The organism is Halopseudomonas sp. SMJS2, from assembly GCF_029866945.1.
GTDB lineage: Bacteria > Pseudomonadota > Gammaproteobacteria > Pseudomonadales > Pseudomonadaceae > Halopseudomonas > Halopseudomonas bauzanensis.
Map to the genome: position 1 here is coordinate 1,231,770 of NZ_CP123445.1, position 24,964 is coordinate 1,256,733.

The following is a 24,964-nucleotide window of genomic DNA, read 5'->3' on the forward strand; positions in this document are numbered from 1 at the left end:
TCACACCGGGAGGTGCCACGCATGACTGACCAACCTATCAATCCAGAAACCGAAGAAACACCGGTTTCCGGAGAAAAACTCCAGAAAGTACTGGCCCGTATGGGCCTTGGCTCGCGTCGCGAGATCGAAGGCTGGATCGGCGCCGGCCGCGTCACCGTCAACGGCGAGCCTGCGCAACTTGGTTGCCGGGTCGACAGCCTGGACCAGATCATGGTCGATGGCCGTCCCCTCAAGCGTGACCTCAACACCGAGGTGGTACGCCGCGTACTGATCTACAACAAGCCCGAAGGCGAAGTCTGCACCCGCGATGACCCGGAAGGGCGGCCGACGGTATTTGAACAGCTGCCACGCCTGAAGCAGGGGCGCTGGATCAATATCGGGCGACTGGACATCAATACCTCCGGCCTGCTGCTGTTCACCACTGACGGCGAGCTGGCCAACCGGCTGATGCATCCATCCTCGCAGATGGACCGTGAATATGCGGTGCGGGTGATGGGCGAAGTCGACGAAGCCATGGTCGAGCGGCTACTGACCGGCGTCATGCTGGATGACGGTCCCGCCAAGTTCACCGATGTGGTCAGCTCTGGCGGCGAAGGTATCAACCGCTGGTTCCACGTCTGCCTGATGGAAGGCCGCAACCGGGAAGTCAGACGGCTGTGGGAATCCCAGGGCGTTCGGGTCAATCGCCTCAAGCGGGTCCGCTTCGGGCCGGTCTTCCTCGGTCCGGAACTGCCGGTCGGTCGCTGGCGTGAAATGAAGCAGAACGAACTCGATGTGCTCAGTGAAGAGGTTGGCCTGAAGCCAGTGCGCCTGCCGGAGTCTACTGTCGCCGAAAAGGAAAAGCAGAAGCGCCAGGCCCGCAAGCCCTCCATGCACCAGGCGCGTGTCGTGCGTCAGAACAAGTTCAAAGGCAGCGATCGTACGCGCAAGTAACGCGACTAACTCTCCTCGTCCGGCGGTACAAACCCCGCCGGCATCTTGCCCTGTAGATGCCAGGCGAAAGCGATGATCTCGGCGATGGTGCGGTACAGCGCTTCAGGGATCTGGTCGCCCAGTTCCATGCGCGTCAGCATGCTTGCCAGGTCGGCGTTTTCATAGATAGGCACTTCATGATCCATGGCCAATTCAATGATCCGTTCGGCCAGTTCGCCCTCGCCCTTGGCGGTGATGGTGGGAGCCTGTTCGCCGCCCTCGTAGAGCAGCGCAATGGCTTCGCGATGTTCGCTCATCAGGTTACCTCGTCGATCCAGCGTTGTTGTACCGCTTGCTGTGGTGCTGGTGGGCTGCCCCGGTGGGCGCTGAGTTCACCAACTTCCAATCCGCGGGTCAGCAGACGGTCGCGCAGTCGGCCCATCTCGGCATTGATACGCTGCAGGGTATCGCTCTGTTCGGCCCAGAATTCGCTGCTGACGCGGCCCTTGTACAGTCGGGCGATGCTCTGCATGGGACCGAGGCTTTCCAGATTGAAGGCCAGGCGTATTTCCCATTGGGGCGTTTGCTCGGTCTGGCGACTGTCCGGCGCCGATTGATCGCGCTGAATGCGCATCTGCACCTGGGTGAACTGCTGACCTTCACGCAACGGAATCTCCAGCTGCCAGACAGTCTGGGTACTGCCGTCGGTGAAGGTCTGGGTCTGACCGAGGCCCTGGAACTGATGGTGCTGAATGCGTGCCAGCAGGGCGGCGGTCAAGCGCAGCAGGCTGCCGAGATCGGGCGCATCGCTGAGGGTCTGCAGCGCTCGCGAGGGCAGTGGAAACAGGCCCGGCCTGGCTGTTAACGCGGCGGCCTGCCACGGACCGGGGGGCAGGGCAGTGAATTTGCTGGTATCCGGCGGTAATTGATGTTGCAGAGTGACCAGCAGGTTGAGCAGGCTGGCCTTGAAATCCGCGCCGGGTAAAGGTTCGGCGCCGGGCGGTGTGGCCAGACTGGAGAGCAGGGGCAGCAGTCGTGCCAGGGGTGGCAACAGGTTTTGCTGCATCGACTCGGTGGGTGCTTGGTTGGCGGTCGATGCGCTGCCGGTCTGCAGTGCCTGACTCAACTGGGCGAGCCCGGCTTCCAGGAATATACCGCTCTGACGCACCGCCTGGGCGACCCCGGCGGGGGTGCTCAAATATTCAGGGGTGGTGACATGGGTCAGCACCTGGCGTATGCCGGCCTGTAACAGCGGTGGCAGGTCCGGTAGCGCCGCCAGTTTATCCAGCATACGCAACAGGGGTTCGGCGGACGCCTGGGTTTGCAAGGTGGTACGCATGCCTTGCAGCAGGTCGAGCTGGCGGACCTGCTCGGTGACGGAGGTGACGCGCAGCTCGCCCTGGCTGCCCACCTGGGCTGTCAGCAGACTGCCGGGTGTAGCGGCGCGGCTGCTGTCCAGGCTCAGGACCGCGCCGGCTGCCGGCCCCTGCAGAATCTTCGCCAGGATGGCGAAGCGGGCCTGCTCGCTGGCCGCGGGTAATGCCTGGCTGTTGATGATGCGCGCCTGCACCAGGCTGCCCTGGGGAAACAGCTGCGGGTCCAGTTTGGTCAGTGGTGCCTGGCCAGCGCCCTGTGTGGCCAGGCTGTCGAGCACTGCCAGCAGGCGGGTGGGGCTGACCGCCTGCACCGTCAGGCCGGTGCCCGCTTCCAGTGGTTGGCGGCTGAGCACGCTTACATCGGTCGGCGGCAGGCCCGCCTTGGCCAGGCGCAGCAGCACTTCGAACTGGCCGGATCGGGGCTGGCTGGCGACCACCTCGGCTTGGGCACTTTCGCCTGGTGCCAAGGTCGCTGCGGCAATCGGACGCAGCAGCTCCAAAGCCACCGCCGAGGCCGTCGTGGTGGGGGCTGGAGCCCCGGTTCCAGGGCGGTTGGCGGTGATGGGCGGCAGGTTCAGATCCGGCGTCATGTGTGTCACATATTGATGTAAATCAGGCACCTCAGGGTAGGGGCGCTATGTATAATGGCGCCAGTCACCAAGGTGCCTGTCGCCTATGCAGTATAGCGGCAGCGCACAGGTAAACATGAGTGAACGATATTCGCTTCCCGATGGTTTGGAGTAAAAGTGAAGCCACTGCCTGTTGAGTTGGACAGTCTGGCCTGTGAGCGGGATCAGCGTGAGCTGTTTGCTTCGCTGTCGCTGCGACTCGAACCCGGGGAGATACTACAGGTGGCCGGCCCCAACGGGTCCGGCAAGACCAGTCTACTGCGCATTATGGCCGGGCTGCTGCCGGCGTCGGCGGGCGAGATCCATTATGGCGGTCGGTCGGTCTTTCATGGTGCCGGTCAGGAAGACTGGCGTCGCCATCGGCTGTTCATCGGGCACGCTCCGGCGGTCAAGGGCGCGCTGACTGCCGAGGAAAATCTGAGCTGGCTCTGTGCTCTGAGCGAGCCGGTAGCGGTCGAGGCCATCTGGCAGGCGCTGGAGCAGGTTGGCCTGCGGGGCTTCGAGGATATTCCCTGCCATAACCTGTCCGCCGGACAGCATCGCCGTGTGGCGCTGGCGCGGCTGTATCTTGAGCGGCATCCCGTGTGGATTCTGGATGAGCCTTTCACGGCCATCGACAAGGCCGGCGTAGCTGCGTTGGAAAAGCATATTGTGAAGCACGCGGCCTTGGGTGGAATGGTGATCATGACCACTCACCACGGTCTGGAGCACCTGCCAGGTGTGCGTCAACTGGATATGGGGCAGCTCAACTGATGCGCAGGGTCGTGTGGTTGTTGTTCTGCCGCGAGTGGCGGTTGGCCTGGCGGCGTCCGGGCGATCTGCTCAATCCGCTGGTGTTCTTCGCCCTGGTCGTGAGTCTGTTTCCGCTGGCCGTCGGGCCGGAGCCCACCATGCTGCGCAGCATGGCACCCGGGGTCATCTGGGTAGCGGCGTTGCTGGCCACGCTGCTGTCGCTCGATGGCCTGTTTCGCAGCGATTACGACGACGGCTCGCTGGAACAATGGGTATTGTCACCGCACCCGCTGGCCCTCATGGTGCTGGTCAAGGTGCTGCACCACTGGTTGCTTTCCGGCCTGGCGATGGTGCTGTTGGCGCCGCTGTTCGGGTTGATGCTGGCCCTGCCGCTATCATCCCTGCCAGTGCTGGTGCTGACGCTGTTGTTGGGCACGCCGGTACTGAGCCTGTTGGGCGCGGTTGGTGCGGCGTTGACGGTGGGCCTCAAGAGCGGTGGCGTGCTGCTGGCATTGCTGATCCTGCCGCTCTATATCCCGGTATTGATTCTCGGAACCGGGGCGATGGATGCGGCATTGCAGGGCATGCCGGTGACCGGTTATGCATTGTGGCTCGGCTGTCTGGCGATGCTGGCGCTGAGTCTGGCCCCCATCGCCATTGCCGCCGGATTGCGTATTGGAGTGAGTGAATGAACTGGAGTTTCTTCCACAAACTGGGTTCGCCCAAATGGTTTCATGACATCAGTGGCCGCTGGCTGCCCTGGTTTGCCGTGGCCGGTGTGCTGTTGCTGTCGGTCGGCAGCGTCTGGGGGCTGTTCTTTGCCCCGGAGGACTACCAGCAGGGCAACAGCTTCCGGATCATCTACATTCATGTGCCGGCGGCTTTCGTCGCCCAGTCCTGCTACATGATGCTGGCGGTGGCGGGGATAGTCAGTCTGGTTTGGCGTATGAAGCTGGCGGACGTGGCGCTCAAGTGCGCTGCGCCCATCGGCGCCTGGATGACCTTCGTCGCGCTGCTGACCGGCGCCATCTGGGGCAAGCCGACCTGGGGCACCTACTGGGTCTGGGACGCGCGACTGACGTCCATGCTCATCCTGCTGTTCCTTTATTTCGGCATCATTGCGCTGGGGCAGGCGATCAGCAATCGTGAAACCTCGGCCAAGGCTACCGCTGTGCTGGCGATCGTCGGCGTAGTGAATATTCCCATCATCAAATACTCGGTGGATTGGTGGAATACCTTGCACCAGCCGGCCACTTTCAAGATCACCGAGAAGCCGGCCATGCCGGTGGAGATGTGGTTGCCGCTGCTGCTGATGGTGCTGGGCTTCTATGCCTTGTTCACCGTCAGCCTGTTGATGCGGATGCGGCTCGAGGTGTTGCGTCGTGAGCACAAGACGCGCTGGGTGCGCGAGGTGCTGGAGAAATCATCATGAACAATCTGGCAGACATGCTGGCGATGGACGGGCACGGTGTTTATGTCTGGTCGTCCTATGCCATAACTCTGGTCGTATTGGCGTTGAACGTGGTGCAGCCCTGGCTGGCCCGTCGTCGTCTGGTCAATGAAGAGGCGCGTCGCCGCCGTCGGGAGGTTAAATAATGCATCCGCAGCGCAAGAAACGCCTGTTGCTGATCCTGTTGGTCGTGGTTGGAGTCTGTGTCGCGGTGGCCCTGGCGCTGGGCGCGTTGAAGCAGAACATCAACCTGTTCTATACCCCCACGGAGATTGCCACTGGAACGGCGCCACTGGATGCCCGCATCCGTGCCGGCGGCATGGTGGTGAACGGCAGCGTGAAACGCGCGCCCGACAGCCTGCAAGTAACATTCGACGTGAGTGACGGTGCCGAGCAGGTAACCATCGCCTACAGCGGCATCCTGCCTGACCTGTTCCGCGAGGGGCAAGGCATCGTCGCCATGGGGCGTCTGAATGAGGACCGCGTGCTGATGGCCGATGAAGTGTTGGCCAAGCACGATGAAGAATACATGCCGCCGGAAGTGGCCGAGGCCCTGAAAAGGGTCGAACACATGAAAGTGGACGGCTATACGCCGTCCGTCAACTGATTCGGAGGCTGCATGATTCCCGAACTTGGCCAGATTGCCCTGATTATCGCCCTGGTACTGGCGGTGTTGCAGGCCACCATTCCTCTGTATGGCGCCTGGCGCGGCGATACCCTGGCGATGGGCTTTGCCCAGCCGGCGGCCCTGGCCCAGTGCCTGTTCGTATTGTTCGCCTTCGTTTGTCTGGTATACGCATTTGTCAGCAATGACTTCAGCGTGACCTACGTGGCACTCAACTCCAACTCCGCGCTGCCCTGGTATTACCGGGTCAGTGCCGTGTGGGGCGGTCACGAAGGCTCGCTGTTGCTGTGGGCCCTGATTCTGGCGGCCTGGACCTTCGCCGTGGCGGTCTTTTCCCGCGACCTGCCGGAAGAAATGCTCGCCCGGGTGCTCGCGGTCATGGGCATGATCAGTATCGGCTTCCTGCTGTTCATGTTGATGACATCCAACCCCTTCGATCGCCAGTTGCCGTTCTTTCCCGCCGATGGCAACGACCTGAACCCGCTGTTGCAGGACTTTGGCCTGATTGTGCACCCGCCGATGCTGTACATGGGTTATGTCGGTTTCTCGGTGGCTTTTGCCTTCGCCATTGCTGCGCTGTTGGGTGGACGCCTGGATGCGGCCTGGGCGCGCTGGTCGCGGCCCTGGACCATCGTCGCCTGGGCCTTCCTCGGACTGGGTATCGTGCTGGGCTCCTGGTGGGCCTATTACGAGCTGGGCTGGGGCGGCTGGTGGTTCTGGGACCCGGTGGAAAATGCTTCCTTCATGCCCTGGCTGGTCGGTACCGCGCTGATTCACTCGCTGGCGGTGACCGAAAAGCGCGGTGTGTTCAAGAGTTGGACCGTGTTGCTGGCCATCGCCGCCTTCTCCCTCAGTCTGCTGGGCACCTTCCTGGTACGCTCGGGCGTGCTGACCTCGGTTCATGCCTTCGCCACTGACCCGGAGCGGGGCGTCTTCATTCTCGGCTTCCTGTTGATCGTGGTCGGCGGTTCGCTGGCGCTTTACGCCCTGCGTGCCCCGGTGGTCAAGAGCCAGATTGGCTTCGCCCTGTGGTCCCGGGAAACCCTCTTGCTGGTCAATAACGTCATCCTGGTGGTGGCGACCCTGATGGTGCTGTTGGGTACGTTGTACCCCATGGCCCTGGATGCGCTGACCGGCACCATGGTGTCGGTGGGGCCGCCGTACTTCAATGCGCTGTTCGTACCGCTGATGGCCGCGCTCATGTTGGCAATGGGCGTCGGTGTGCTGAGCCGCTGGAAAGACACGCCGGTGAAATGGCTGGTTGGCCAGCTGAAGTGGGTGCTGGTGCTGTCGGCTATCGCCGCGGTCGGCTTGGCGGTGTGGATTGGCGATCATCACGTGGCGGTGGCCAGCATGCTGTTCCTGGTGCTCTGGGTGGCGGGTGCCAGCCTGCGTGACGTTCTCGACAAGTCGCGAAACAAAGGGCTGGTCCGCGGCGTACGCGCCTTGACCCGCAGTTACTGGGGCATGACCCTGGCCCACCTGGGCATCGCCATCTGCGCCGTGGGCGTGGTAGGGGCCAGTCTGTTCGACAGTCAGCGCGACCTGCGCATGGCGCCGGGTGACGCGCTGGAACTGGGCGGTTACCGCTTCGTGTTCCAGGGCGCGGACCACCGCGAAGGACCGAACTGGATCTCTGATGAGGGCATTATCGAGGTATACCGCAACGAGCGCCGTATCACTACGCTGACGCCGGAGAAACGCCTCTACACCGTGCAGAACATGCCGATGACCGAGGCCGGTATTCATCCGGGCTTCACCCGCGACCTGTTCGTTGCCATGGGTGAGCCGCTGGAGAATGGTGCCTGGGCGATTCGCGTGCACATCAAACCGTTCGTGCGCTGGATTTGGGGCGGCGGTCTGTTGATGACCATCGGTGGCCTGCTGGCGGCCAGTGACAAACGCTATCGCCTGAAGGTGCGCCAGCGTCGCACCGTGCCCCAGACGGCGACACGGGAGGCTGTCTGATGCGCAGACCCTGGATGCTGATTCCGTTGGTATTGTTCATCCTGCTGTTGGTGCTGTTTCTCAAGGCGCTGAACGACAAGAAGACCCAGCAGGATTTGGCTATCGATCCCAGCACCTTGCCGTCAGCGCTGATCGACAAGCCGTTCCCTGACTTTTCCCTGCCATCGGTGGAAGAGGGCGGGCCGTTGCTCACTCAGGCGGACCTGCTGGGTCAGCCGGCGCTGGTCAACGTCTGGGGCACCTGGTGTGTCGCCTGCCGGGTCGAGCACCCGGTGCTGAACCGGCTGGCGGACCAGGGCGTGATCATCCATGGGGTGAACTACAAGGACAACACCGAGGACGCCCGGCAATGGTTAAAGGAGTTTCATGACCCCTACCAGTTGAACATCAGCGATGCTGACGGGCGATTGGGCCTGGACCTGGGTGTTTACGGTGCGCCGGAAACCTTCCTGATCGATGCTGAAGGTGTCATTCGCTACAAGTTTGTCGGCGTGGTCGACGAGCGTGTATGGGAAACGCAGCTGGGCCCGCGTTACCAGGCCCTGGTCGATGAAGGAGGTGCGCCATGATCCGCTGGTTGGGTTTCCTGCTGGCTTTGAGTCTGGCACCGCTGACATTGGCGGCCATCGATACCTACGAGTTCGAGACCGAAGCGCAGCGTGAGCAGTTCTACAAGGTGAGTTCAGAACTGCGCTGCCCCAAATGTCAGAACCAGAATATCGCCGACTCCGATGCGCCGATCGCGATGGACCTGCGCCGCGAGGTGTACCGCATGGTCACCGAGGGCAAGGGCGATGAGCAGATCGTCGATTTCATGGTCAGCCGCTACGGCGACTTCGTGCGTTACAAGCCCGCATTGACGCCGGCCACCCTGGTGCTCTGGTTCGCGCCGGCCGTGTTGCTGCTGGGTGGCTTCCTGTTCCTGGTGGTCCTGTTGCGTCGTCGTCAGCGCGCGCTGCGTGATAGCGAAACGCAACATTTGAATCAGGATGAACAACGACGCCTGCAATCCCTGCTGGAAAGAGAAGAAGACAGCTGATGACTGATTTCTGGTTGTATAGTGCGCTGCTGATCCTGGCAGGCATGCTCGTAATAGTCTGGCCGATGTGGAAACTGCGTAGCCGCAGCAAGGCCGACCGCACCGCCCTCAACGTGGCGCTGTATGAAGAACGCGTGGCCGAACTGGCTAACCAGCTGGCGGCCGGCGAGGTGAGCGCAGAGCAGCATGACTCGGCGCTGGAGGAAGCGGGTAAGTTGCTGCTGGAAGATACCGCTCGGGCGGAGGACCAGCGGCAGCCATTACACCGTGGCCGCGCCTGGCCGCTGCTGTTGTCCGCTGGCGCCCTGCCGCTGGTAGTGATTGCCCTGTACCTGAGCTGGGGCAACCCGGCGGGTGTGCAGCTGGCGCGGGAAATGGCGAATAACCCGGTCCCCGAAGACCTTGATGGCTATATCGACCGCATGGAGCGTATCACCGAGATCCAGCCGGAGAATGGAGAGGCCTGGTACATGCTCGGCCGCGCCTATCTGTCTGATCAGCGACCGCAGGAGTCGGCAGATGCCTTTTCCGCCAGCCTGCAGCGCCTTGGCGAGCGGCCGGAAGTGCTGGCTCAACTGGCCCAGGCGCGCTTCTTCGCCAATGGCAACAAGCTCGACACCGACTCCGTGGCTGCACTGGATCGGGCCTTGGAGCTGAATCCCCATGAGCCGACGGCATTGGGGCTGCTGGGGATCGCGGCTTTCGAGTCCGGCGAATATGCCGGTGCAATCAGTTACTGGGAGCGCTTGCTCGCCGGTATGCCGCCGGGCAGCGAGGGTGCTCGGGCAATCCAGGGCGGCATCGAGCGGGCGCGCCAACGCATTCAGGAAGCCGGCGCAACAGCAAATGGAGTGGAGGCGCCAGCGGCGCAGCAACTGCAGATCAGCGTGCGGGTGGAATTGGCTGATGAGCTGGCCGCCGAGTTCGGTGATGACGCGGTGGTCTTCGTCTCCGCCCGCGACCCACAGGGTCCGCCCATGCCGTTGCTCGCCCAGCGTCTGGGCAAGGGCGAGCTGCCTACCGAGGTGGTACTGGATGCCAGCGATGCGCTGATGCCCGGTGTGCAGCTGCAGCAGGGGCAAGCCTTGCAGTTGAGTGCACGCATCTCGACTTCCAGTGATGTCATGCAGGCCAGCCATGCGGCCGAAGCTATCGACATCACCGTCAGCGAAGAGCTGGAACAGCCCACCGTACTGCGAATCGACCGCGCCCTCTGATCTATCCCTCCTCGTGGGTTGGCCTGACGGCCAGCCCGCAGCCTCTTCGCGGCCAAGGCCGCTCCCGCACAAACGATAAGTACCGCGAGATCGCGCTCCCATAGCCTATGGTGGATGTGTAGAAGAAGGCTTGCCCGCGTACTGGGTGGCCCTTGAACCGCTGCGTTCTATGGAGTGCGGGCGTGCTGAGCGGCCGGGCCGTGATCGTATGGAGTATGACGGAATGAGCTTTGTGCCCGATGCCGGGGCATAAAAAAACCGCCGTCACGAGGACGGCGGTTGGTCATGCGGGGATGTATCGGATCAGATGCCGAATACCCAGAACATGAGGTAGTAGGCCAGCAGGCCGACAATGATGACCCCGGCGATATTCAGCTTGAAGCCAGCGGAGATCATATCGGTGATCTTCATATGGCCGGTACCGAACACAATGGCGTTTGGCGGCGTGGCCACCGGCATCATGAAGGCACAGCTGGCGGCAACCGCGGCCGGTACCGCGTACAGGATCGGCGATACACCCTGAGCCATGGCCAGGGCGCCCATCAGCGGCAGGAAGGCGGCGGCCGTGGCGGTATTGCTGGTGATCTCGGTCAGGAAGATAATCACCGCCGCAATGACCAGCACAATAGCCAGTGTCGGCAGCGTACCGATCACGGACAGGGATTCGGCAATCCAGACTGCCAGGCCGGAGGAGGTAATCACCGCCGCCAGCGACAGGCCACCGCCGAACAGCAGCAGCACGCCCCAGGGCATCTTCGAAGCGGTTTCCCAGTCCATCAGATTGCCTTTTTCACGGTTGACCGGAATCAGGAACATGATGATGGCCGAGGCAATGGCGATGATGGTGTCGTTCAGCCAGGGGATGAGCGAACTGGATAACAGAGGCTGGAAGATCCAGGCGGCAGCGGTCAGCAGGAATACGACACCTACCAGTTTCTCGCCACGGCTCATCGGCCCCAGATCGGTAAGCTGCTTCTGTAGCAATTCTCGGCTGTTATTCTCGGCGTTGAGGCCAAAATTCTTGCGCGTCAGCATGAACCACACGGTGGCCAGCATCATTACCGAGATTGGTACCCCGATCAACATCCACTGGCCGAAGCCGATATGAATGTCATGGTTGTCAGCCAGATAGGCTACCAACAGCGCATTCGGCGGTGTGCCGATGATGGTACCTATGCCGCCGATGCTGGCCGCATAGGCGATGGCCAGGAGCAGGGCGGTCGCATACTTGCGCACCGCTGCCGGATCATCATTTTCGAACATGCTGACGACGGACAGGCCGATCGGCAGCATCATGATAGCGGTGGCGGTGTTGCTCACCCACATGCTGAGGAAGCCTGTGGCAATCATGAAACCACCGATCTGATGGCTGGGCTTGGTGCCTACGGCCAGCAGCGTCATCAGGGCGATGCGCTTGTGCAGATTCCAGCGTTGCATCGCCAGCCCCAGCACAAAGCCACCCATGAACAGGAAGATGGTCGGATTGGCATAGGGAGCAGTGGCCTGACTTACGGTGCCGATGCCCAATGCGGGAATCAACACGATGGGCGCCAGCGAGGTGGCCGGGATCGGAATCGCCTCGGTGGCCCACCAGGCGGCCAGCAGCATCATCAGGCCGGCAGCTTTCCAGGCGGCGTCGCTCATGCCCTCGGGTGCGGGCAACAACAGGGTCATGACCAGCAGCGCAACGCCGGCGAGCAAGCCCACGAGTCGGCTAGTGGTCCAGCCATCGGGTAGTGATTGGTTTGTTGTCGTGGCAGACATTCTCTTTTTCCAGATCGAATTTTTGTCTTTGCTTCACCTTTGCAGCAGCGCACTTGCCAGGGCGCTGCCAACCATCAGTAAAGCCTATTGCTTATCTACCTGCCCAACCGAATAGCTTTTCCCATGCAGTGGATGCCACTGCTTGGTGATGGGGCTTCTATTCGGGGAGTAATACAGGTAAAAAGGGGACGTTTTCCACTTCTGCAAATATCCGCCGGATGGCTGCCAGACACTCACCGAACGGCAAGGGACAGACATTTTTCAATGCGACTCAAGTGCATCAAACTGGCGGGTTTCAAGTCCTTCGTGGATCCTACCACAGTTTTCTTTCCCACCAATATGGGCGCGGTTGTTGGGCCGAACGGCTGTGGCAAGTCGAACATAATCGATGCAGTGCGCTGGGTGATGGGCGAAAGCTCGGCCAAGAACCTGCGGGGCGAGTCGATGACGGATGTCATTTTCAACGGCTCGAACAGCCGCAAGCCCGTAGGACAGGCGTCTATCGAGCTGGTCTTCGATAACAGTGATGGCACTCTGCAGGGTGAGTACGCCGGCTACAATGAGATATCGATTCGTCGCAAAGTTACCCGTGAAGCACAAAATCAGTATTTTCTCAATGGGACCAAATGCCGACGCCGGGATATTACCGATATATTCCTCGGCACAGGGTTAGGGCCGCGCAGTTATTCCATTATTGAACAGGGCATGATTTCCAAGCTCATCGAGGCCAAGCCCGATGAGCTGCGTTTGTTCATAGAAGAGGCGGCCGGTATCTCCAAATACAAGGAGCGCCGTCGGGAGACTGAAAATCGTATCCGTCGTACCCATGAGAATCTGGCACGCCTGACCGACCTGCGCGAGGAGCTGGAGCGGCAGTTATCCCGCCTGCATAGCCAGGCCCAGGCGGCGGAGAAGTACAAGACGCTCAAGGCTGATGAGCGTCAGCTCAAGGCGCAGCTGCAAGCGTTGCGTTGGCAGACGCTGGATGGTCAGACGCTGGAACGTGAACAGCAGGTGCGCGGCCTCGAAGTAGCGCTGGAAGGGGTAATTGCCGAGCAGCGCAATGCCGATAGCGAAATCGAGAAGCAGCGCGATCAGCATAGTGAGCTGAACGACAGCTTCAACCAGGCGCAGGCGCGCTACTACAGTATTGGCGCGGATATCAGTCGCATCGAACAGGTGTTGCAGTTCAACCGCGACCGCCAGCGCCAGGTGCGCGATGACCTGGAGCAGACCGAGCAGGCCTGGCAGGAGGCGCAGAGCCATCTGACGCAGGATCAGGCCTTGCTGGGCGACCTGCGCAGCGAACTTGAGCGCACCGAGCCTGAGCTGGAGCTGGCCGCGGCGGCGGATGAGGATGATGCCGCGCGGATGGCCGAAGCCGAAGCGGCAATGCAGGGTTGGCAGACCGCCTGGGATGTGTTCAACCAGCAAGCTTCGGCGCCGCGGCAGCAGGCCGAGGTCGAGCAATTGCGGATCCGACATCTGGAGCAGAGCGTGGAGCGTTTCGGTGAACGCATCCAGCGGTTAGAGGAAGAGCGCGCCGGTCTGTCTGCCGATTCACTGGATGACGAGCTCGATACGCTGAATGAACAGCTGGCCGAACTGGACATGCGCAGTGAGAGCGACCAACTGACCCTGGATGATTTGACCGACACCCTGCAGCAGCAACGTGAGGTGCTTGCGGCCCTGGTTCAGGAACAGGACGGTCGCCGTGGCGAATACCAGCGTCAGGGGGGGCGGCTGGCATCCCTGGAGGCATTGCAGCAGGCCGCGTTGGATCAGGGCGTCGGGGTGCAGCAATGGTTACAGACGCAGGGGCTGGATAACGCTGCGGTACTGGCCGGCCAGCTGCGTGTCGAGCCCGGTTGGGAGCAAGCGGTGGAAATGGTGCTGGGGGCGGATCTGCACGCGATCAGCCTGCCTTCGCTGGATGCCCTGCAGGCCCAGCTCGATAGTTTCGAACAGGGCGATCTGCGGCTGGTGGAGCAGTCGACATCGGGGGGCGCCGGACCCGTCAGGGCGGCGTCGTTGCTGGATAAGGTCGACTCGGCCGTGGATCTGTCGCCCTGGCTGGGCGGCATTCATACTGCCGCTGACTTGCAACAGGCGCTGGCATTGCGCGCCTCGCTCGCCAGCCATGAGTCCGTGGTGACCCCCGCAGGGCATTGGCTGGGGCCAAACTGGCTACGCTTTCGGCGGGGCGACGATCAGGAAGCCGGCGTGCTTGCCCGGCAACAGGAAATGGAGGCGCTGCACGCCACTCTCGAACAACAGCAGGCGCAGCTGGATGCGAACGAGGAACGCATGGCGGAGCTGCGTGAGCAGGTTCGGCAGCTGGAGTTGCGTCGTGACGGTCTGCAGCAGGGCTTGGCACAACTGGGGCGCGAGCAGGGCGAGCTGAAGGCCCAGCGTTCCGCTCGCCAGGTCAGGTTGGAGCAGGTGACCGCCCGGCGCGAACGCATCCGGGCTGATCTGCAGGATATTCAGGCCCAGCGCGCAGAGGAACTGGAGGAGCTGGGCGAGGCGCGGATGGTGCTGCAGGAAGCACTGGATCGTATGGCTGACGACACCGGTCGGCGTGAAGCTCTGCAACAGCAGCGCGAACAACATCGAGAGCACCTGGAGCAGGTCCGGCAGCAATCACGAACCCAGCGTGACCGCTCGCATCAATTGGCCCTGCGCACCCAGTCATTGCGCGCGCAGCTGGAGTCCACTCGTCAAGGTCTCGAGCGATTGCAGACCCAGGTCGAACGGCTGGCCGAGCGCCGCGAGCAATTGCAGATGTCGTTGGAGGAGACGCAGGGGCCGGAGGAGGACCAGCGTATCGAGCTGGAATCCCTGCTGGAGCGTCGGCTGCAGGCCGAACAGGAGTTGGGTACCGCCCGGCAGGCACTCAGCGTATCGAGCTGGAATCCCTGCTGGAGCGTCGGCTGCAGGCCGAACAGGAGTTGGGTACCGCCCGGCAGGCACTGGAGTTGGTCGACCAGCAGATGCGTGAGCAGGAGCGCCGTCGGCAGCAGGCCGAACAACAGGCCCAGTTGCTGCGCAGCCAGTTGGATGAACAAAGGTTGCTCGCGCGCGACATGCAGACCCGGCGGCAAGGCTTGCAGGAGCAATTGCTGGAGGCCGGCTACGACTTGCAGGGCGTCATTGCCACGCTGCCTGCTGGTGCCACTGAGGCCGAGTGGGAACAGCAGTTGATACGACTGGATGGGCAGGTCCAGCGGCTGGGTGCGATCAACCTGGCGGCAATCGAGGAATATGAGCTGCAGTCCCAGCGCAAGCAGTATCTGGATGCCCAGAATGCGGATCTGGAGGAGGCACTCGATACCCTGGAACAGGTCATCCGCAAGATCGACCGGGAAACCCGCAGCCGTTTCAAGGAAACCTTCGATAAGGTCAATGCTGGCCTGCAGAATCTGTTTCCAAAAGTGTTCGGCGGCGGCAATGCCTGGCTGGAGCTGACCGGTGATGATCTGCTGGATACCGGCGTGACCATCATGGCGCGGCCGCCCGGCAAGAAGAACAGCACCATCCATCTGCTGTCCGGCGGCGAGAAAGCATTGACCGCCATTGCCCTGGTGTTCTCCATTTTCCAGCTCAATCCCGCACCGTTCTGCATGCTTGACGAGGTGGATGCACCGCTGGACGACGCCAACGTCGGCCGCTACGCTCGGATGGTCAAGGAGATGTCGAGCAGGGTGCAGTTCATCTACATCACCCACAACAAGATCGCCATGGAAATGGCCGATCAACTGATGGGGGTGACCATGCATGAACCTGGCTGCTCTCGACTTGTCACAGTCAATGTCGAAGAGGCGGTGGCATTGGCAGAGGTTTAGGGTCTGTTGACGTTTCATCACGACCGCGCCGCCCAAAAACAGGTCCGGCCCTGCGGTTCGCGATGAAACGTCAACAGACCCTAGCACCTGCACAACATTGCTCGGGCGTGTTACTGTCTCGCATGTATTGGGGTGTGGCGTGAAAATGCCATACGCCGGGAGTCCCGCTCGGGGACTCTTCAACGGTATGGCATAACGGGAACTGCATATTCATGGATTTTGGTTTGCGAGAGTGGCTAATCATTATCGGCCTTCTGGTCATTGCGGGGATTCTTTTCGATGGGTGGCGACGCATGGGCGGCCGCTCACGCATCCGCTTCAAACTGGAACGCGATTTCAAGGACTTGCCTGAGGGCGCGGCCGGCGACGAGCTGCTCGGCCCGGCGCGTGTTATCGCGCGCGGCGAACGGGAAGAACCTACCTTCGGCGATGACCAGGTGACTGCTGACACCATCGATAGTCTGGAGGTTGACGAGATACGTCAGCCGGAGCAGGCCGGACTGGATCTGGATGAGCCCGAGCGTGCTCCGGAGCCTGCGCCGCGCGCGCAGTCGAGCCGTACGCCGCGGCCTCGGCGTGAGCCGATTGCTGAATCAGAGCCGGTTACTGCCCAGGCTACCCAGGCACCCGCATCGCCGGCCAGTGAGCCCGTGGCGCCGGAAGAAGTGCTGGTCATTCTGGTGGTGGCTCGCAGCGAGGAAGGTTTCCCTGGGGCCGCCATGATGCAGAGCATCATGGAAAGCGGACTGCGCTACGGCGACATGAACATCTTCCACCGTCACGAAAGCATGACCGGCAACGGCGATGTGCTGTTCTCCATGGCCAATGCATTGAAACCCGGTACTTTCGATCTCGACGAGCTGGAGCACAATCATGTGCGTGCGGTGACCTTCTTCATGGGACTGCCCGGCCCGCGGCACCCGAAGCAGGCCCTGGATCTGATGATTGCCTCGGCACGTAAGCTGTCACAGGAACTGGGTGGCGATCTGAAAGACGAGAATCGCAGCGTGCTGACCGCTCAGACCATCGAGCATTATCGCCAACGCATCGCCGAATTCGAACGCAAGCGCTTCGGGCTGCGTCGCTGATCTATCTGCGTACGCCTTTCTGTGGGGGCGGGCTGGCCGCGAAGGTTTTCTCGCAAGTCTGTGCCCGCTCCCACATTCGGATTCTTGGAAAGGGTGAACGCCACCTCGACCATCGGAGTCCCGGAGCAGCCACTCTCCATTGGGCTATGTAGCTCGAAAGGCCAGCGAAACCTCGCTGGCCAGTATTGATCCGGCGACAACCTCAAGCCCCGTCAGCTCAGCCTCCCGCCCCCTTATCCTGCTACAATCACACCCTCGTTCCACCTCCGATGATTTGACCGACCATGACCGTAATCCCCGACCCGGCCCTGCGTGCGAAAGAGCTGCGCGAAACGATCGACCAGCATAATTACAGCTACTACGTACTCGACGAACCCACGGTGCCCGATGCGGAATACGATCGCCTGTTCACCGAGCTGCGGGCGCTGGAAGAGGCCAACCCGGATATCATCACGCCCGACTCGCCCACCCAGCGGGTCGGCGGCATGGCTTCATCGGCCTTCGGCCAGGTGCGCCATGACGTACCCATGCTCAGCCTCGGCAATGCGTTTCAAGAAGCCGATATGCGCGATTTCGACCGCCGCGTACGACGCTCGCTGGATCTGCCGGAAGGTGATCTGTTGGACCAGGGCACCGCTGTCGCCTATTGCTGCGAGCCCAAACTCGATGGCTTGGCGCTCAGCCTGCTGTACGAGAATGGCGTGCTGACCCGCGGTGCCACGCGGGGCGATGGCACTACCGGCGAAGACATCACCGCCAACGTGCGTACCGTGCGCAATATCCCCTTGAAGCTGCGCGGTGAAGGCTGGCCGGCGGTGCTTGAAGTGCGCGGTGAGGTCTACATGACCAAGGCCGGTTTCGAGCGTCTGAACGAGAGCGCCCGCGAAACCGGCGGCAAGACCTTTGCCAACCCGCGCAACGCTGCTGCCGGTTCGCTACGGCAACTGGACTCCGGCATCACCGCCCAGCGGCCGCTGGAATTCTGTTGTTATGGCGTCGGCCGCTTTGAGGGCGAGTTGCCGAATACCCAGGTTGGCATTCTGCATCGGCTGCGTGACTGGGGGTTGCGGATCAGCCGTGAACTGAAGCTGGTTGAAGGCATCGATGGGTGTCTGGATTATTACCGTGATATTGGTGAGCGTCGCAACAGTCTGCCCTACGAGATCGACGGCGTGGTGTTCAAGGTCAATGACCTGGGTTGGCAGCGGGAGCTGGGCTTTCGCGCTCGGGAGCCGCGCTGGGCGATTGCCCACAAATTCCCCGCCAGCGAGGAAATGACCGAGTTGTTGGATGTGGAATTCCAGGTTGGACGCACCGGTGCGGTTACCCCGGTGGCACGACTGAAGCCGGTGCAGGTCGCTGGTGTCACCGTTTCGAATGCCACCTTGCACAATATGGACGAGGTGCAGCGGCTGGGCGTGATGATCGGCGACACCGTGATCATTCGCCGGGCCGGTGATGTCATTCCCCAGGTCATGCAGGTGGTGACCGATCTACGACCGGCCGATGCACGGCCGGTGCTGGTACCCGAGCACTGTCCGGTATGCGGCTCGGCGGTCGAGCGCACTCAGTTGATCAAGCGCGGACGGGGCAAGCAGACGGTGACCGAGGGCGCGGCTTATCGCTGTGTCGGCCGGCTGGCCTGCAAGGCGCAGTTGAAGCAGGCGATCATCCACTTCGTCTCCCGGCGGGCGTTGGATATTGATGGCCTCGGTGACAAGATCGTTGAGCAATTGATCGAGCGGGAGATGATTGCCTCACCCGCCGACCTCTATGCGCTGACCTACGACCAGGTGATTACGCTGGAAGGCTTCGCTGAAATATCGACCAACAATCTGCTGTTGGCCATCCAGCAGAGCAAGCAGGTCAGTCTGGCGCGCTTTATCTATGCGCTGGGTATCCCCGATGTGGGCGAAGAAACCGCCAAGTTGTTGGCCCGGGCTCTGGGCACGCTGGAGCGGATTAGCCAGGCGCGGGAGGAGGTGTTGCAGTTCCTGCCGGAAATCGGTGCCGAGGTTGCCCATGAAATCACAGCGTTCTTCGAGGATGAGCACAACCGAACGGTGATCAGCAAGTTGCTCGAGCGGGGAGTGCAATTGCAGGATGAGGGGCAACTGGCTGCGGAGTTCGCTGCCAGCGTCGGCCTTGATGAGTTCCTCGCCCGGCTGGAAATTCCCTCGGTCGCGCGCACCAGTGCCCAGCGACTGGCGGAGCGGTTTGGCAGTCTGACCGCCATCATCGAGGCAGACTGGTTGGACCTCAAGCAGGTGGAACGGCTCAATGAAAAAGCCATCAAGAGCCTGCGCGAATACTTCCAGCAACCCGAGCAACGCCAGCAGGTACTGGCTATCGAGCAGCAATTGCGGGACTTCGGCATGCACTGGGACAGCCCGAAGGCCCGGGGGGCGGAACTGCCCCTGAGCGGTCAGACCTGGGTGCTGACCGGAACCCTGGAAGCTTTCTCCCGGGATATCGCCAAGGATCATCTGGAAAGCCTCGGTGCCAAGGTTGCCGGCAGCGTATCGGCCAAGACCCACTGTGTGGTGGCTGGCCCCGGCGCCGGTAGCAAACTGGCCAAGGCTGAGCAACTGGGCGTGGCGGTGATGGACGAGGCCGGACTGCTAGAGCTGCTCGCTGGTCACGGCCTCAAGCCATGAAGCACGGCATCATTCTTGCGCCAATGGAGGGGCTGGTGGATGCGCCGCTGCGCGATATCCTGACCCGTATCGGCGGTATCGACCGCTGTGTCAGCGAATTTATCCGGGTGACCGAGGGGCCGCTGAATGTCGGCAGCATCCGCCGCATCGTGCCGGAAAGCCTGCATGGCTGGAAGACCGCAGCGGGAGTGCCGGTGCATCCACAACTGCTTGGCTCCGACCCCGACTGGCTGGGGCACAATGCTGCGCTGCTGGCTGAGTTGGGTGCGCCGGCGGTGGACCTGAATTTCGGCTGTCCGGCCAAGACCGTCAATCGCCATCGGGGTGGCGCCACCTTGCTGCGCGAGCCGGACACGCTGCACCGGATCGTTGCTGCCGTGCGGGCGGCAGTGCCGGCAGACATACCGGTCACCGCCAAGATGCGCCTGGGTTACAGCGATACCAGTCTGACCCTCGAATGCGCCAGCGCTCTGGCTACCGCCGGTGCGGCGGAAATCGCCGTGCATGCTCGCACCAAAGTGGAAGGGTATAAACCTCCGGCGCATTGGGAATGGCTGGCGCGGGTGCGTGAATCAGTGAGCGTGGCGGTGATCGCCAATGGCGACGTGAACGATGTGGCCGACTACCAGCGCATCCGGGAAATCAGTGGCTGCGAACAGGTGATGATAGGCCGTGGCCTGGTTGCCTGTCCGGATCTGGGCCAAGGCATCCGCGCGATGCACCGGAGCGCACCGCCTGTGTTGATGAGCTGGAGCGATCTGCGGCCCTGGTTGATCGATTTCTACCGCCAGGTACGCCTGCGTACGGCTGATCGTCATGCTCCGGGGCGGCTCAAGCAATGGCTGGGGTTTCTGGCGCGTAACTATCCGGAGGCGCAGCTGTTGTTCGACCAGGTTCGTCGCCAGACCTGCGCCGATACTCTGCAGACATTGCTGGAAACAGGCGGACGAGAGGCGGCGTGATGTCATTTTTTGAGGCGGTTATAGCTCCAGATGATAGTTCCGCATCGTATTTGCTGATGTAGTATTTTCGAAATCGACTTTCGCACTGCGAACTTGGTAGTCTTCGATAAGGTTTTCGTCGACGCCACGGAGTGCGCTAGTGATAGATAAGAATAGCTACCCAACTACAGCTCGTGCCTGGATCACTGTGGCCATTCTGTTGATGGCTTATGTGTTGTCGTTTATCGACCGCCAGATACTGAATCTGCTGGTCGGGCCTATCCGGGCGGACCTGGGTATTTCCGATACGCAGATGAGCCTGTTGATGGGCTTGTCCTTCGCTATCTTCTATACCATTGCCGGTATCCCCCTGGGGCGGGTGGCTGACAGCCGCAGTCGTCGCGGGCTGATCGCCTGGGGCATCCTGTTCTGGAGTTTGATGACCGCTGCTTGCGGCCTGGCCAAACAGTACTGGCACTTCGTGGTGTTCCGTATCGGCGTGGGTGCCGGCGAGGCGGCGTTGTCGCCGGCGGCCTATTCCCTCATGGCTGACAGCTTCCCACCGGAAAAGCGCGCCACCGCTATCAGCGTCTACTCCATGGGTATCTATCTTGGTGCCGGTCTGGCGTTTCTGCTGGGCGGGATTGTCATTACCTGGGCCAATGCGCACGGTGACATGGTGCTGCCGCTATTGGGCACGGTGCGACCCTGGCAGATAATCTTCCTGGTGCTGGGCGCTGCGGGCGTACTCTTCTGCCTGGTGTTGCTGGCCATTCGGGAGCCGACCCGCAAGGGTGTGGGCGCTGGTGTGGCAGTGCCGCTGAAAGAAGTGGGCGCGTATCTGCTGAGCATCCGCAAGGCCGTGATCTGCCACAACTTCGGCTTCGCCTGCCTTTCGTTCGCCTCCTACGGCGCCTCGGCATGGATTCCCACCTTCTTCATCCGCAACCATGGGCTGACTCCGGGTGAGGTAGGTATCTATTATGGCTCGCTGGTGATGGTGGCTGGTTCACTGGGGATCGTCTTTGGTGGGCGTCTGTCCGATTACCTGTCACGCCGTGGCTACAAGGATTCGAACATGCGGGTAGGGGTGCTTGCTGCCTCGCTGACACTGCTCTGCAATGTGGTCTATCTGGTCGATAACATGACCCTGCTGTGGATCATCATGTTCTTCAATGTCTTCACCGTGGCGATGCCGTTCGGTGTCGCGCCGGCAGCGATCCAGGAAGTGATGCCCAACGCCATGCGTGGTCAGGCATCGGCCATCTATCTGTTCATCATCACCCTGATCGGCCTGGGTATTGGCCCGACTGCCGTGGCACTGGTGACCGACTATGTATTCCAGGATGATTACGCCATCCGTTATTCGATTTTCTGGGTAGCCAGCATCATTACCCTCGGGTCCGTGGTGCTGCTATGGATGGGGATCAAGCCCTACCGGGAGGCGCGCGAGACGCTCGCCGCCTGGGGCGCCCGGCAGGAACAGGAACAGGCGGGCTGAGCCGCCATCATTCGACTTGCGCGCCTGCGGGCGCAGTGTTTGAAAATAGGAGCTGAACCATGACTGATGCAGTAATCGTATCCACGGCCCGTACCGGCCTGGGCAAATCCTACCGCGGTGCGCTGAATGACACTCACAGTGTCGACCTGGCCGGCTTCGTTATCGAGGAAGCGGTAAAGCGTGCCGGCATCGATCCTGCGCTGGTTGAGGACGTGATCCTCGGTGCCACCTTCCATGAAGGTGCCCAGGGCAAGAACATGGCCCGCCTGGCGGCCATCCGTGGCGGCCTGCCGGTAACCACCGCCGGTATGTCGATCAACCGTTTCTGCAGCTCGGGCCTGCAGTCCATCGCGATTGCCGCCCAGCGTGTGATCAGCGAGAAGGTTCCTGCCATCGTTGCCGGTGGTGTTGAATCGATCAGCCTGTGCCAGAACGACAAGCTCAATATGTTCCGCGGCACCAACGAGTGGATCAAGCGCAATAAGCCTGAGCTGTACCTGTCCATGATCGAAACCGCCGATATCGTGGCTGCCCGCTACAATGTCAGCCGTGAGTCTCAGGACGAGTACTCGCTGATCAGCCAGCAGCGTGTGGCTGCCGGTCAGGAGTCGGGCAAGTTCGATGACGAAATCGTACCGTTCACCACCAGCATGAAAGTGCAGAACAAGGAAACCGGCGAAGTCACCGACCAGCAGGTTACCCTGACCCGTGACGAGTGCAACCGTCCGCAGACCACGCTGGAAGGTCTGGCCGGCTTGAACCCGGTGCGTGGCCCCGAGCATTTCGTGACTGCCGGTAACGCCAGTCAGCTGTCCGACGGTGCCTCGGTCTGCACCGTGATGAACGGCAAGGTCGCCGAGCAACTGAACATCGAACCCATGGGTATCTTCCGCGGCTTCGCGGTTGCCGGTTGCGAGCCGGACGAAATGGGTATCGGTCCGGTCTTCGCGATTCCGCGCCTGCTCGAGCGCAACGGTCTGAAGATGGACGATATCGGTCTGTGGGAGCTGAACGAAGCTTTCGCTTCCCAGGTGGTGTACTGCCGCGATCGTCTGGGTATCCCGATGGAAAACCTGAACGTCAACGGTGGTTCCATTGCCATTGGTCACCCCTATGGCGTCACCGGCTCGCGTCTGACCGGCCACGCATTGATCGAAGGCAAGCGCCGTGGCGTCAAGTACGTGGTCGTGACCATGTGCATCGGCGGCGGTCAGGGTGCTGCTGGTCTGTTCGAGATCGTATAAGGCAGCTGCAAGCGTTAAGTTGTCGCTGCAAGCAAACCCGGGCCTAGGCTCGGGTTTTGCTTTTGGATTTGTTTTTGAGCTTTTTCTGCATCTTGCCGCTTGAGGCTCAATGCCGGAGGATTTGCCATGTCACAGAAGATCATCAATACCGACGATCTCGCCTTTCTGTTGTACGAGCTGCTGGACGTCGAGCGTTTTACCGAATTCCCCCGTTATGCTGATCATAGCCGCGATACCTTCGACGCGGCGATCGAGCTGGCGCTGAAAGTCGGTGCTGAGACCTTTGCCCCGCATAACCACCTGTGCGATGGCGATGAGCCGCGTTTCGAGAACGGCAAGGTGGTGATTCGCCCGGAGGTCTCCGAAGCATTGGCGGTACTACGTGATACCGGGCTGATGGCAGCTTCGCAGGATTATGAGCGTGGTGGCATGCAGTTGCCGTCGGTGATTGCCCAGACCTGTATTGGTCTGATCAAGGGCGCCAACGTCAGCACCCAGGCCTATGCCGGGCTGACTATCGCTGCCTGCAACCTGATCATGGCCCACGGCAGTGAGGAATATAAACAGCGCTTCGCCGAGCCGATGATGGCCGGACGCTTCTTCGGCACCATGTGCCTGACCGAGCCTCAGGCCGGTTCCTCGCTGGCGGACATCAAGACCCGGGCGGTACCGGCGGGTGATGGCAGCTATCGCATCACTGGCAACAAGATCTTCATTTCCGCCGGTGATCATGAACTGAGCGAGAATATCGTGCATCTGGTACTGGCCAAGCTGCCAGACGCTCCGCCTGGGGTAAAGGGTATTTCGCTGTTCATCGTGCCCAAGTTCATGGTCAACGAGGACGGCAGTCTGGGCGGGCGCAATGATGTAACCCTCGCTGGCCTGATCCACAAGATGGGCTATCGCGGTACCACCTCGACCATGCTCAACTTTGGCGAGCAGGGCGGGGCGGTGGGGTATCTGGTTGGCGAGCCGCACCAAGGGCTGGCGCAGATGTTCCACATGATGAACGAGGCGCGCATCGGGGTCGGGCTGGGATCGGCAATGCTGGGCTATACCGGTTATCTGCACGCCCTGGAATATGCCCGTGAACGGCGCCAGGGTCGACCGCTCAAGGAGCGCGACCCGCAGAGCCCGATGATCCCGCTGATCCAGCATGCCGATATTCGTCGCATGTTGCTGGCGCAGAAATCCTTCGTCGAAGGCGGTCTGGCGCTCTGTCTGTATGCAGCAACGCTATCCGATCAGAAGAAATATGCGGAAGATCAGCAGGTGCGTGAGGAGTCCGCCGGCCTGCTGGATCTGCTGATTCCCATCGTCAAGTCCTGGCCATCGCAGTTTTGTGTCGAGGCCAACAGCCTGGCGATTCAGGTGCATGGCGGTTATGGCTACACCCGGGAGTATCCGGTTGAGCAGTTCTACCGCGACAATCGCCTGAACCCGATCCACGAAGGCACCCACGGTATCCAGGGCCAGGATCTGTTGGGGCGCAAGGTGGCGATGCAGGATGGCCGTTTCTATCGGGCGCTGGTCCAGAATATCAGCAATACCCTGAGTGAATGCGCCGGCCATGCGCAACTGGAAAGCTCGCGGGCGCTGCTGGCCGAGGCGTTGGATACGCTGCAGGCGGTGACCGAGTCGCTGCAGGCCTTGCGCCGGGAAGATCCGGAGCGCGCCCTGGCCAATGCCTATCTGTACATGGAGTGCTTTGGCCATGTGGTGGTGGGCTGGATATGGCTGCGCCAGGCCCAGACCGCGCTACGCGGGCTGGAGCAGGGTGGGCCGCGTACAGCGGCGTTCTACGAGGGTAAGCTCAGAGCCTGCGAATATTTCCTGCGCTACGAACTTCCCAAGCCGCTGGCGCTGGCCAAGGTGCTGGGCGCGGCGGACCGCACCACGCTGGATATGCCCGAAGGCTGTTTCTGAGGGTGCCCCTTGAATTCTCGGCGAAGGCCGAGAATTCAGTCTGGTGCGGG

General features: G+C 61.6%; 19 protein-coding genes and 1 pseudogene. 17 read left to right on the forward strand and 3 right to left on the reverse strand.

The window, feature by feature from the left end; all coding sequences use genetic code 11:
• The first annotated feature begins 21 nt into the window (after window positions 1-21).
• The gene (rluB, locus tag QAO71_RS05910; protein WP_083392508.1) at window positions 22-933 is read left to right on the forward strand and encodes a 23S rRNA pseudouridine(2605) synthase RluB; all 912 of its coding nucleotides are present in this window, start codon (window positions 22-24) and stop codon (window positions 931-933) included.
• A gap of 5 nt (window positions 934-938) precedes the next feature.
• Here rluB and QAO71_RS05915 read toward each other — a convergent pair whose 3' ends face one another.
• Together QAO71_RS05915 and QAO71_RS05920 are read right to left on the reverse strand one after the other, a co-directional pair.
• Complete coding sequence (locus QAO71_RS05915) at window positions 939-1,229, reverse strand: EscU/YscU/HrcU family type III secretion system export apparatus switch protein (protein ID WP_280165484.1); 291 nt, start codon at window positions 1,227-1,229, stop codon at window positions 939-941.
• Window positions 1,229-2,878, reverse strand: a complete 1,650-nt coding sequence (locus tag QAO71_RS05920) for a flagellar hook-length control protein FliK (protein ID WP_036990491.1) — start codon at window positions 2,876-2,878, stop codon at window positions 1,229-1,231. The genes QAO71_RS05915 and QAO71_RS05920 overlap by 1 nt, the downstream gene beginning before the upstream one ends.
• Before the next feature lie 156 nt (window positions 2,879-3,034).
• On the opposite strand from QAO71_RS05920, the gene ccmA reads away from it, so the two are divergent.
• Genes ccmA through ccmI form a run of 9 tightly spaced genes read left to right on the forward strand, consistent with a single transcriptional unit; the run spans window position 3,035 to window position 9,948 of the window.
• Entirely contained in the window at window positions 3,035-3,670 is a 636-nt protein-coding gene (gene ccmA, locus QAO71_RS05925; protein ID WP_036990490.1) for a cytochrome c biogenesis heme-transporting ATPase CcmA, read from the forward strand.
• The gene (gene ccmB / locus QAO71_RS05930; RefSeq protein WP_074780542.1) at window positions 3,670-4,341 is read left to right on the forward strand and encodes a heme exporter protein CcmB; all 672 of its coding nucleotides are present in this window, start codon (window positions 3,670-3,672) and stop codon (window positions 4,339-4,341) included. Before ccmA ends, ccmB begins: the two co-directional genes overlap by 1 nt.
• Entirely contained in the window at window positions 4,338-5,081 is a 744-nt protein-coding gene (locus tag QAO71_RS05935; RefSeq protein WP_036990488.1) for a heme ABC transporter permease, read from the forward strand. The genes ccmB and QAO71_RS05935 overlap by 4 nt, the downstream gene beginning before the upstream one ends.
• On the forward strand, window positions 5,078-5,245 hold the full coding sequence (ccmD, locus tag QAO71_RS05940) for a heme exporter protein CcmD (protein ID WP_074780545.1): 168 nt from the start codon (window positions 5,078-5,080) through the stop codon (window positions 5,243-5,245). Before QAO71_RS05935 ends, ccmD begins: the two co-directional genes overlap by 4 nt.
• Complete coding sequence (gene ccmE, locus QAO71_RS05945; protein ID WP_036990486.1) at window positions 5,245-5,706, forward strand: cytochrome c maturation protein CcmE; 462 nt, start codon at window positions 5,245-5,247, stop codon at window positions 5,704-5,706. The genes ccmD and ccmE overlap by 1 nt, the downstream gene beginning before the upstream one ends.
• 12 nt (window positions 5,707-5,718) lie before the next feature.
• Window positions 5,719-7,692, forward strand: coding sequence for a heme lyase CcmF/NrfE family subunit (locus tag QAO71_RS05950; RefSeq protein WP_280165485.1), 1,974 nt, complete (start codon window positions 5,719-5,721; stop codon window positions 7,690-7,692).
• A complete protein-coding gene (locus QAO71_RS05955; RefSeq protein ID WP_036990485.1) occupies window positions 7,692-8,261 on the forward strand; it encodes a DsbE family thiol:disulfide interchange protein in 570 nt (189 codons plus the stop codon). Before QAO71_RS05950 ends, QAO71_RS05955 begins: the two co-directional genes overlap by 1 nt.
• A complete protein-coding gene (locus tag QAO71_RS05960) occupies window positions 8,258-8,731 on the forward strand; it encodes a cytochrome c-type biogenesis protein (protein ID WP_036990484.1) in 474 nt (157 codons plus the stop codon). Before QAO71_RS05955 ends, QAO71_RS05960 begins: the two co-directional genes overlap by 4 nt.
• Window positions 8,731-9,948 carry a c-type cytochrome biogenesis protein CcmI gene (ccmI, locus tag QAO71_RS05965; RefSeq protein ID WP_280165486.1) on the forward strand — a complete coding sequence of 406 codons (1,218 nt, stop codon included), beginning with the start codon at window positions 8,731-8,733 and terminating at the stop codon, window positions 9,946-9,948. Before QAO71_RS05960 ends, ccmI begins: the two co-directional genes overlap by 1 nt.
• 303 nt (window positions 9,949-10,251) lie before the next feature.
• Here the strand turns inward: ccmI and QAO71_RS05970 are convergent, their stop codons facing one another.
• Window positions 10,252-11,712 (reverse strand): DASS family sodium-coupled anion symporter, encoded by a 1,461-nt coding sequence (locus QAO71_RS05970; RefSeq protein WP_280165487.1) that lies wholly within the window; start codon window positions 11,710-11,712, stop codon window positions 10,252-10,254.
• Between the two features lie 264 nt (window positions 11,713-11,976).
• Here QAO71_RS05970 and smc point away from each other — a divergent pair.
• The 7 genes and pseudogenes from smc to QAO71_RS06005 all read left to right on the forward strand — a co-directional run bounded on the left by smc (window position 11,977) and on the right by QAO71_RS06005 (window position 24,914).
• Window positions 11,977-15,557 (forward strand): annotated as a pseudogene (gene smc, locus QAO71_RS05975) (chromosome segregation protein SMC).
• A gap of 212 nt (window positions 15,558-15,769) precedes the next feature.
• Complete coding sequence (gene zipA, locus QAO71_RS05980; RefSeq protein ID WP_280165488.1) at window positions 15,770-16,645, forward strand: cell division protein ZipA; 876 nt, start codon at window positions 15,770-15,772, stop codon at window positions 16,643-16,645.
• Between the two features lie 284 nt (window positions 16,646-16,929).
• A complete protein-coding gene (gene ligA, locus QAO71_RS05985) occupies window positions 16,930-19,302 on the forward strand; it encodes an NAD-dependent DNA ligase LigA (RefSeq protein WP_280165489.1) in 2,373 nt (790 codons plus the stop codon).
• Window positions 19,299-20,264 (forward strand): tRNA-dihydrouridine synthase family protein, encoded by a 966-nt coding sequence (locus QAO71_RS05990; protein ID WP_036990474.1) that lies wholly within the window; start codon window positions 19,299-19,301, stop codon window positions 20,262-20,264. The genes ligA and QAO71_RS05990 overlap by 4 nt, the downstream gene beginning before the upstream one ends.
• A 139-nt stretch (window positions 20,265-20,403) precedes the next feature.
• Window positions 20,404-21,744, forward strand: a complete 1,341-nt coding sequence (locus tag QAO71_RS05995) for an MFS transporter (RefSeq protein ID WP_280165490.1) — start codon at window positions 20,404-20,406, stop codon at window positions 21,742-21,744.
• 59 nt (window positions 21,745-21,803) lie between these two features.
• Complete coding sequence (locus tag QAO71_RS06000) at window positions 21,804-22,988, forward strand: acetyl-CoA C-acyltransferase (protein ID WP_036990471.1); 1,185 nt, start codon at window positions 21,804-21,806, stop codon at window positions 22,986-22,988.
• Window positions 22,989-23,114: 126 nt separating this feature from the next.
• Window positions 23,115-24,914, forward strand: coding sequence for an acyl-CoA dehydrogenase (locus tag QAO71_RS06005; protein ID WP_280165491.1), 1,800 nt, complete (start codon window positions 23,115-23,117; stop codon window positions 24,912-24,914).
• Window positions 24,915-24,964 lie beyond the last annotated feature (50 nt).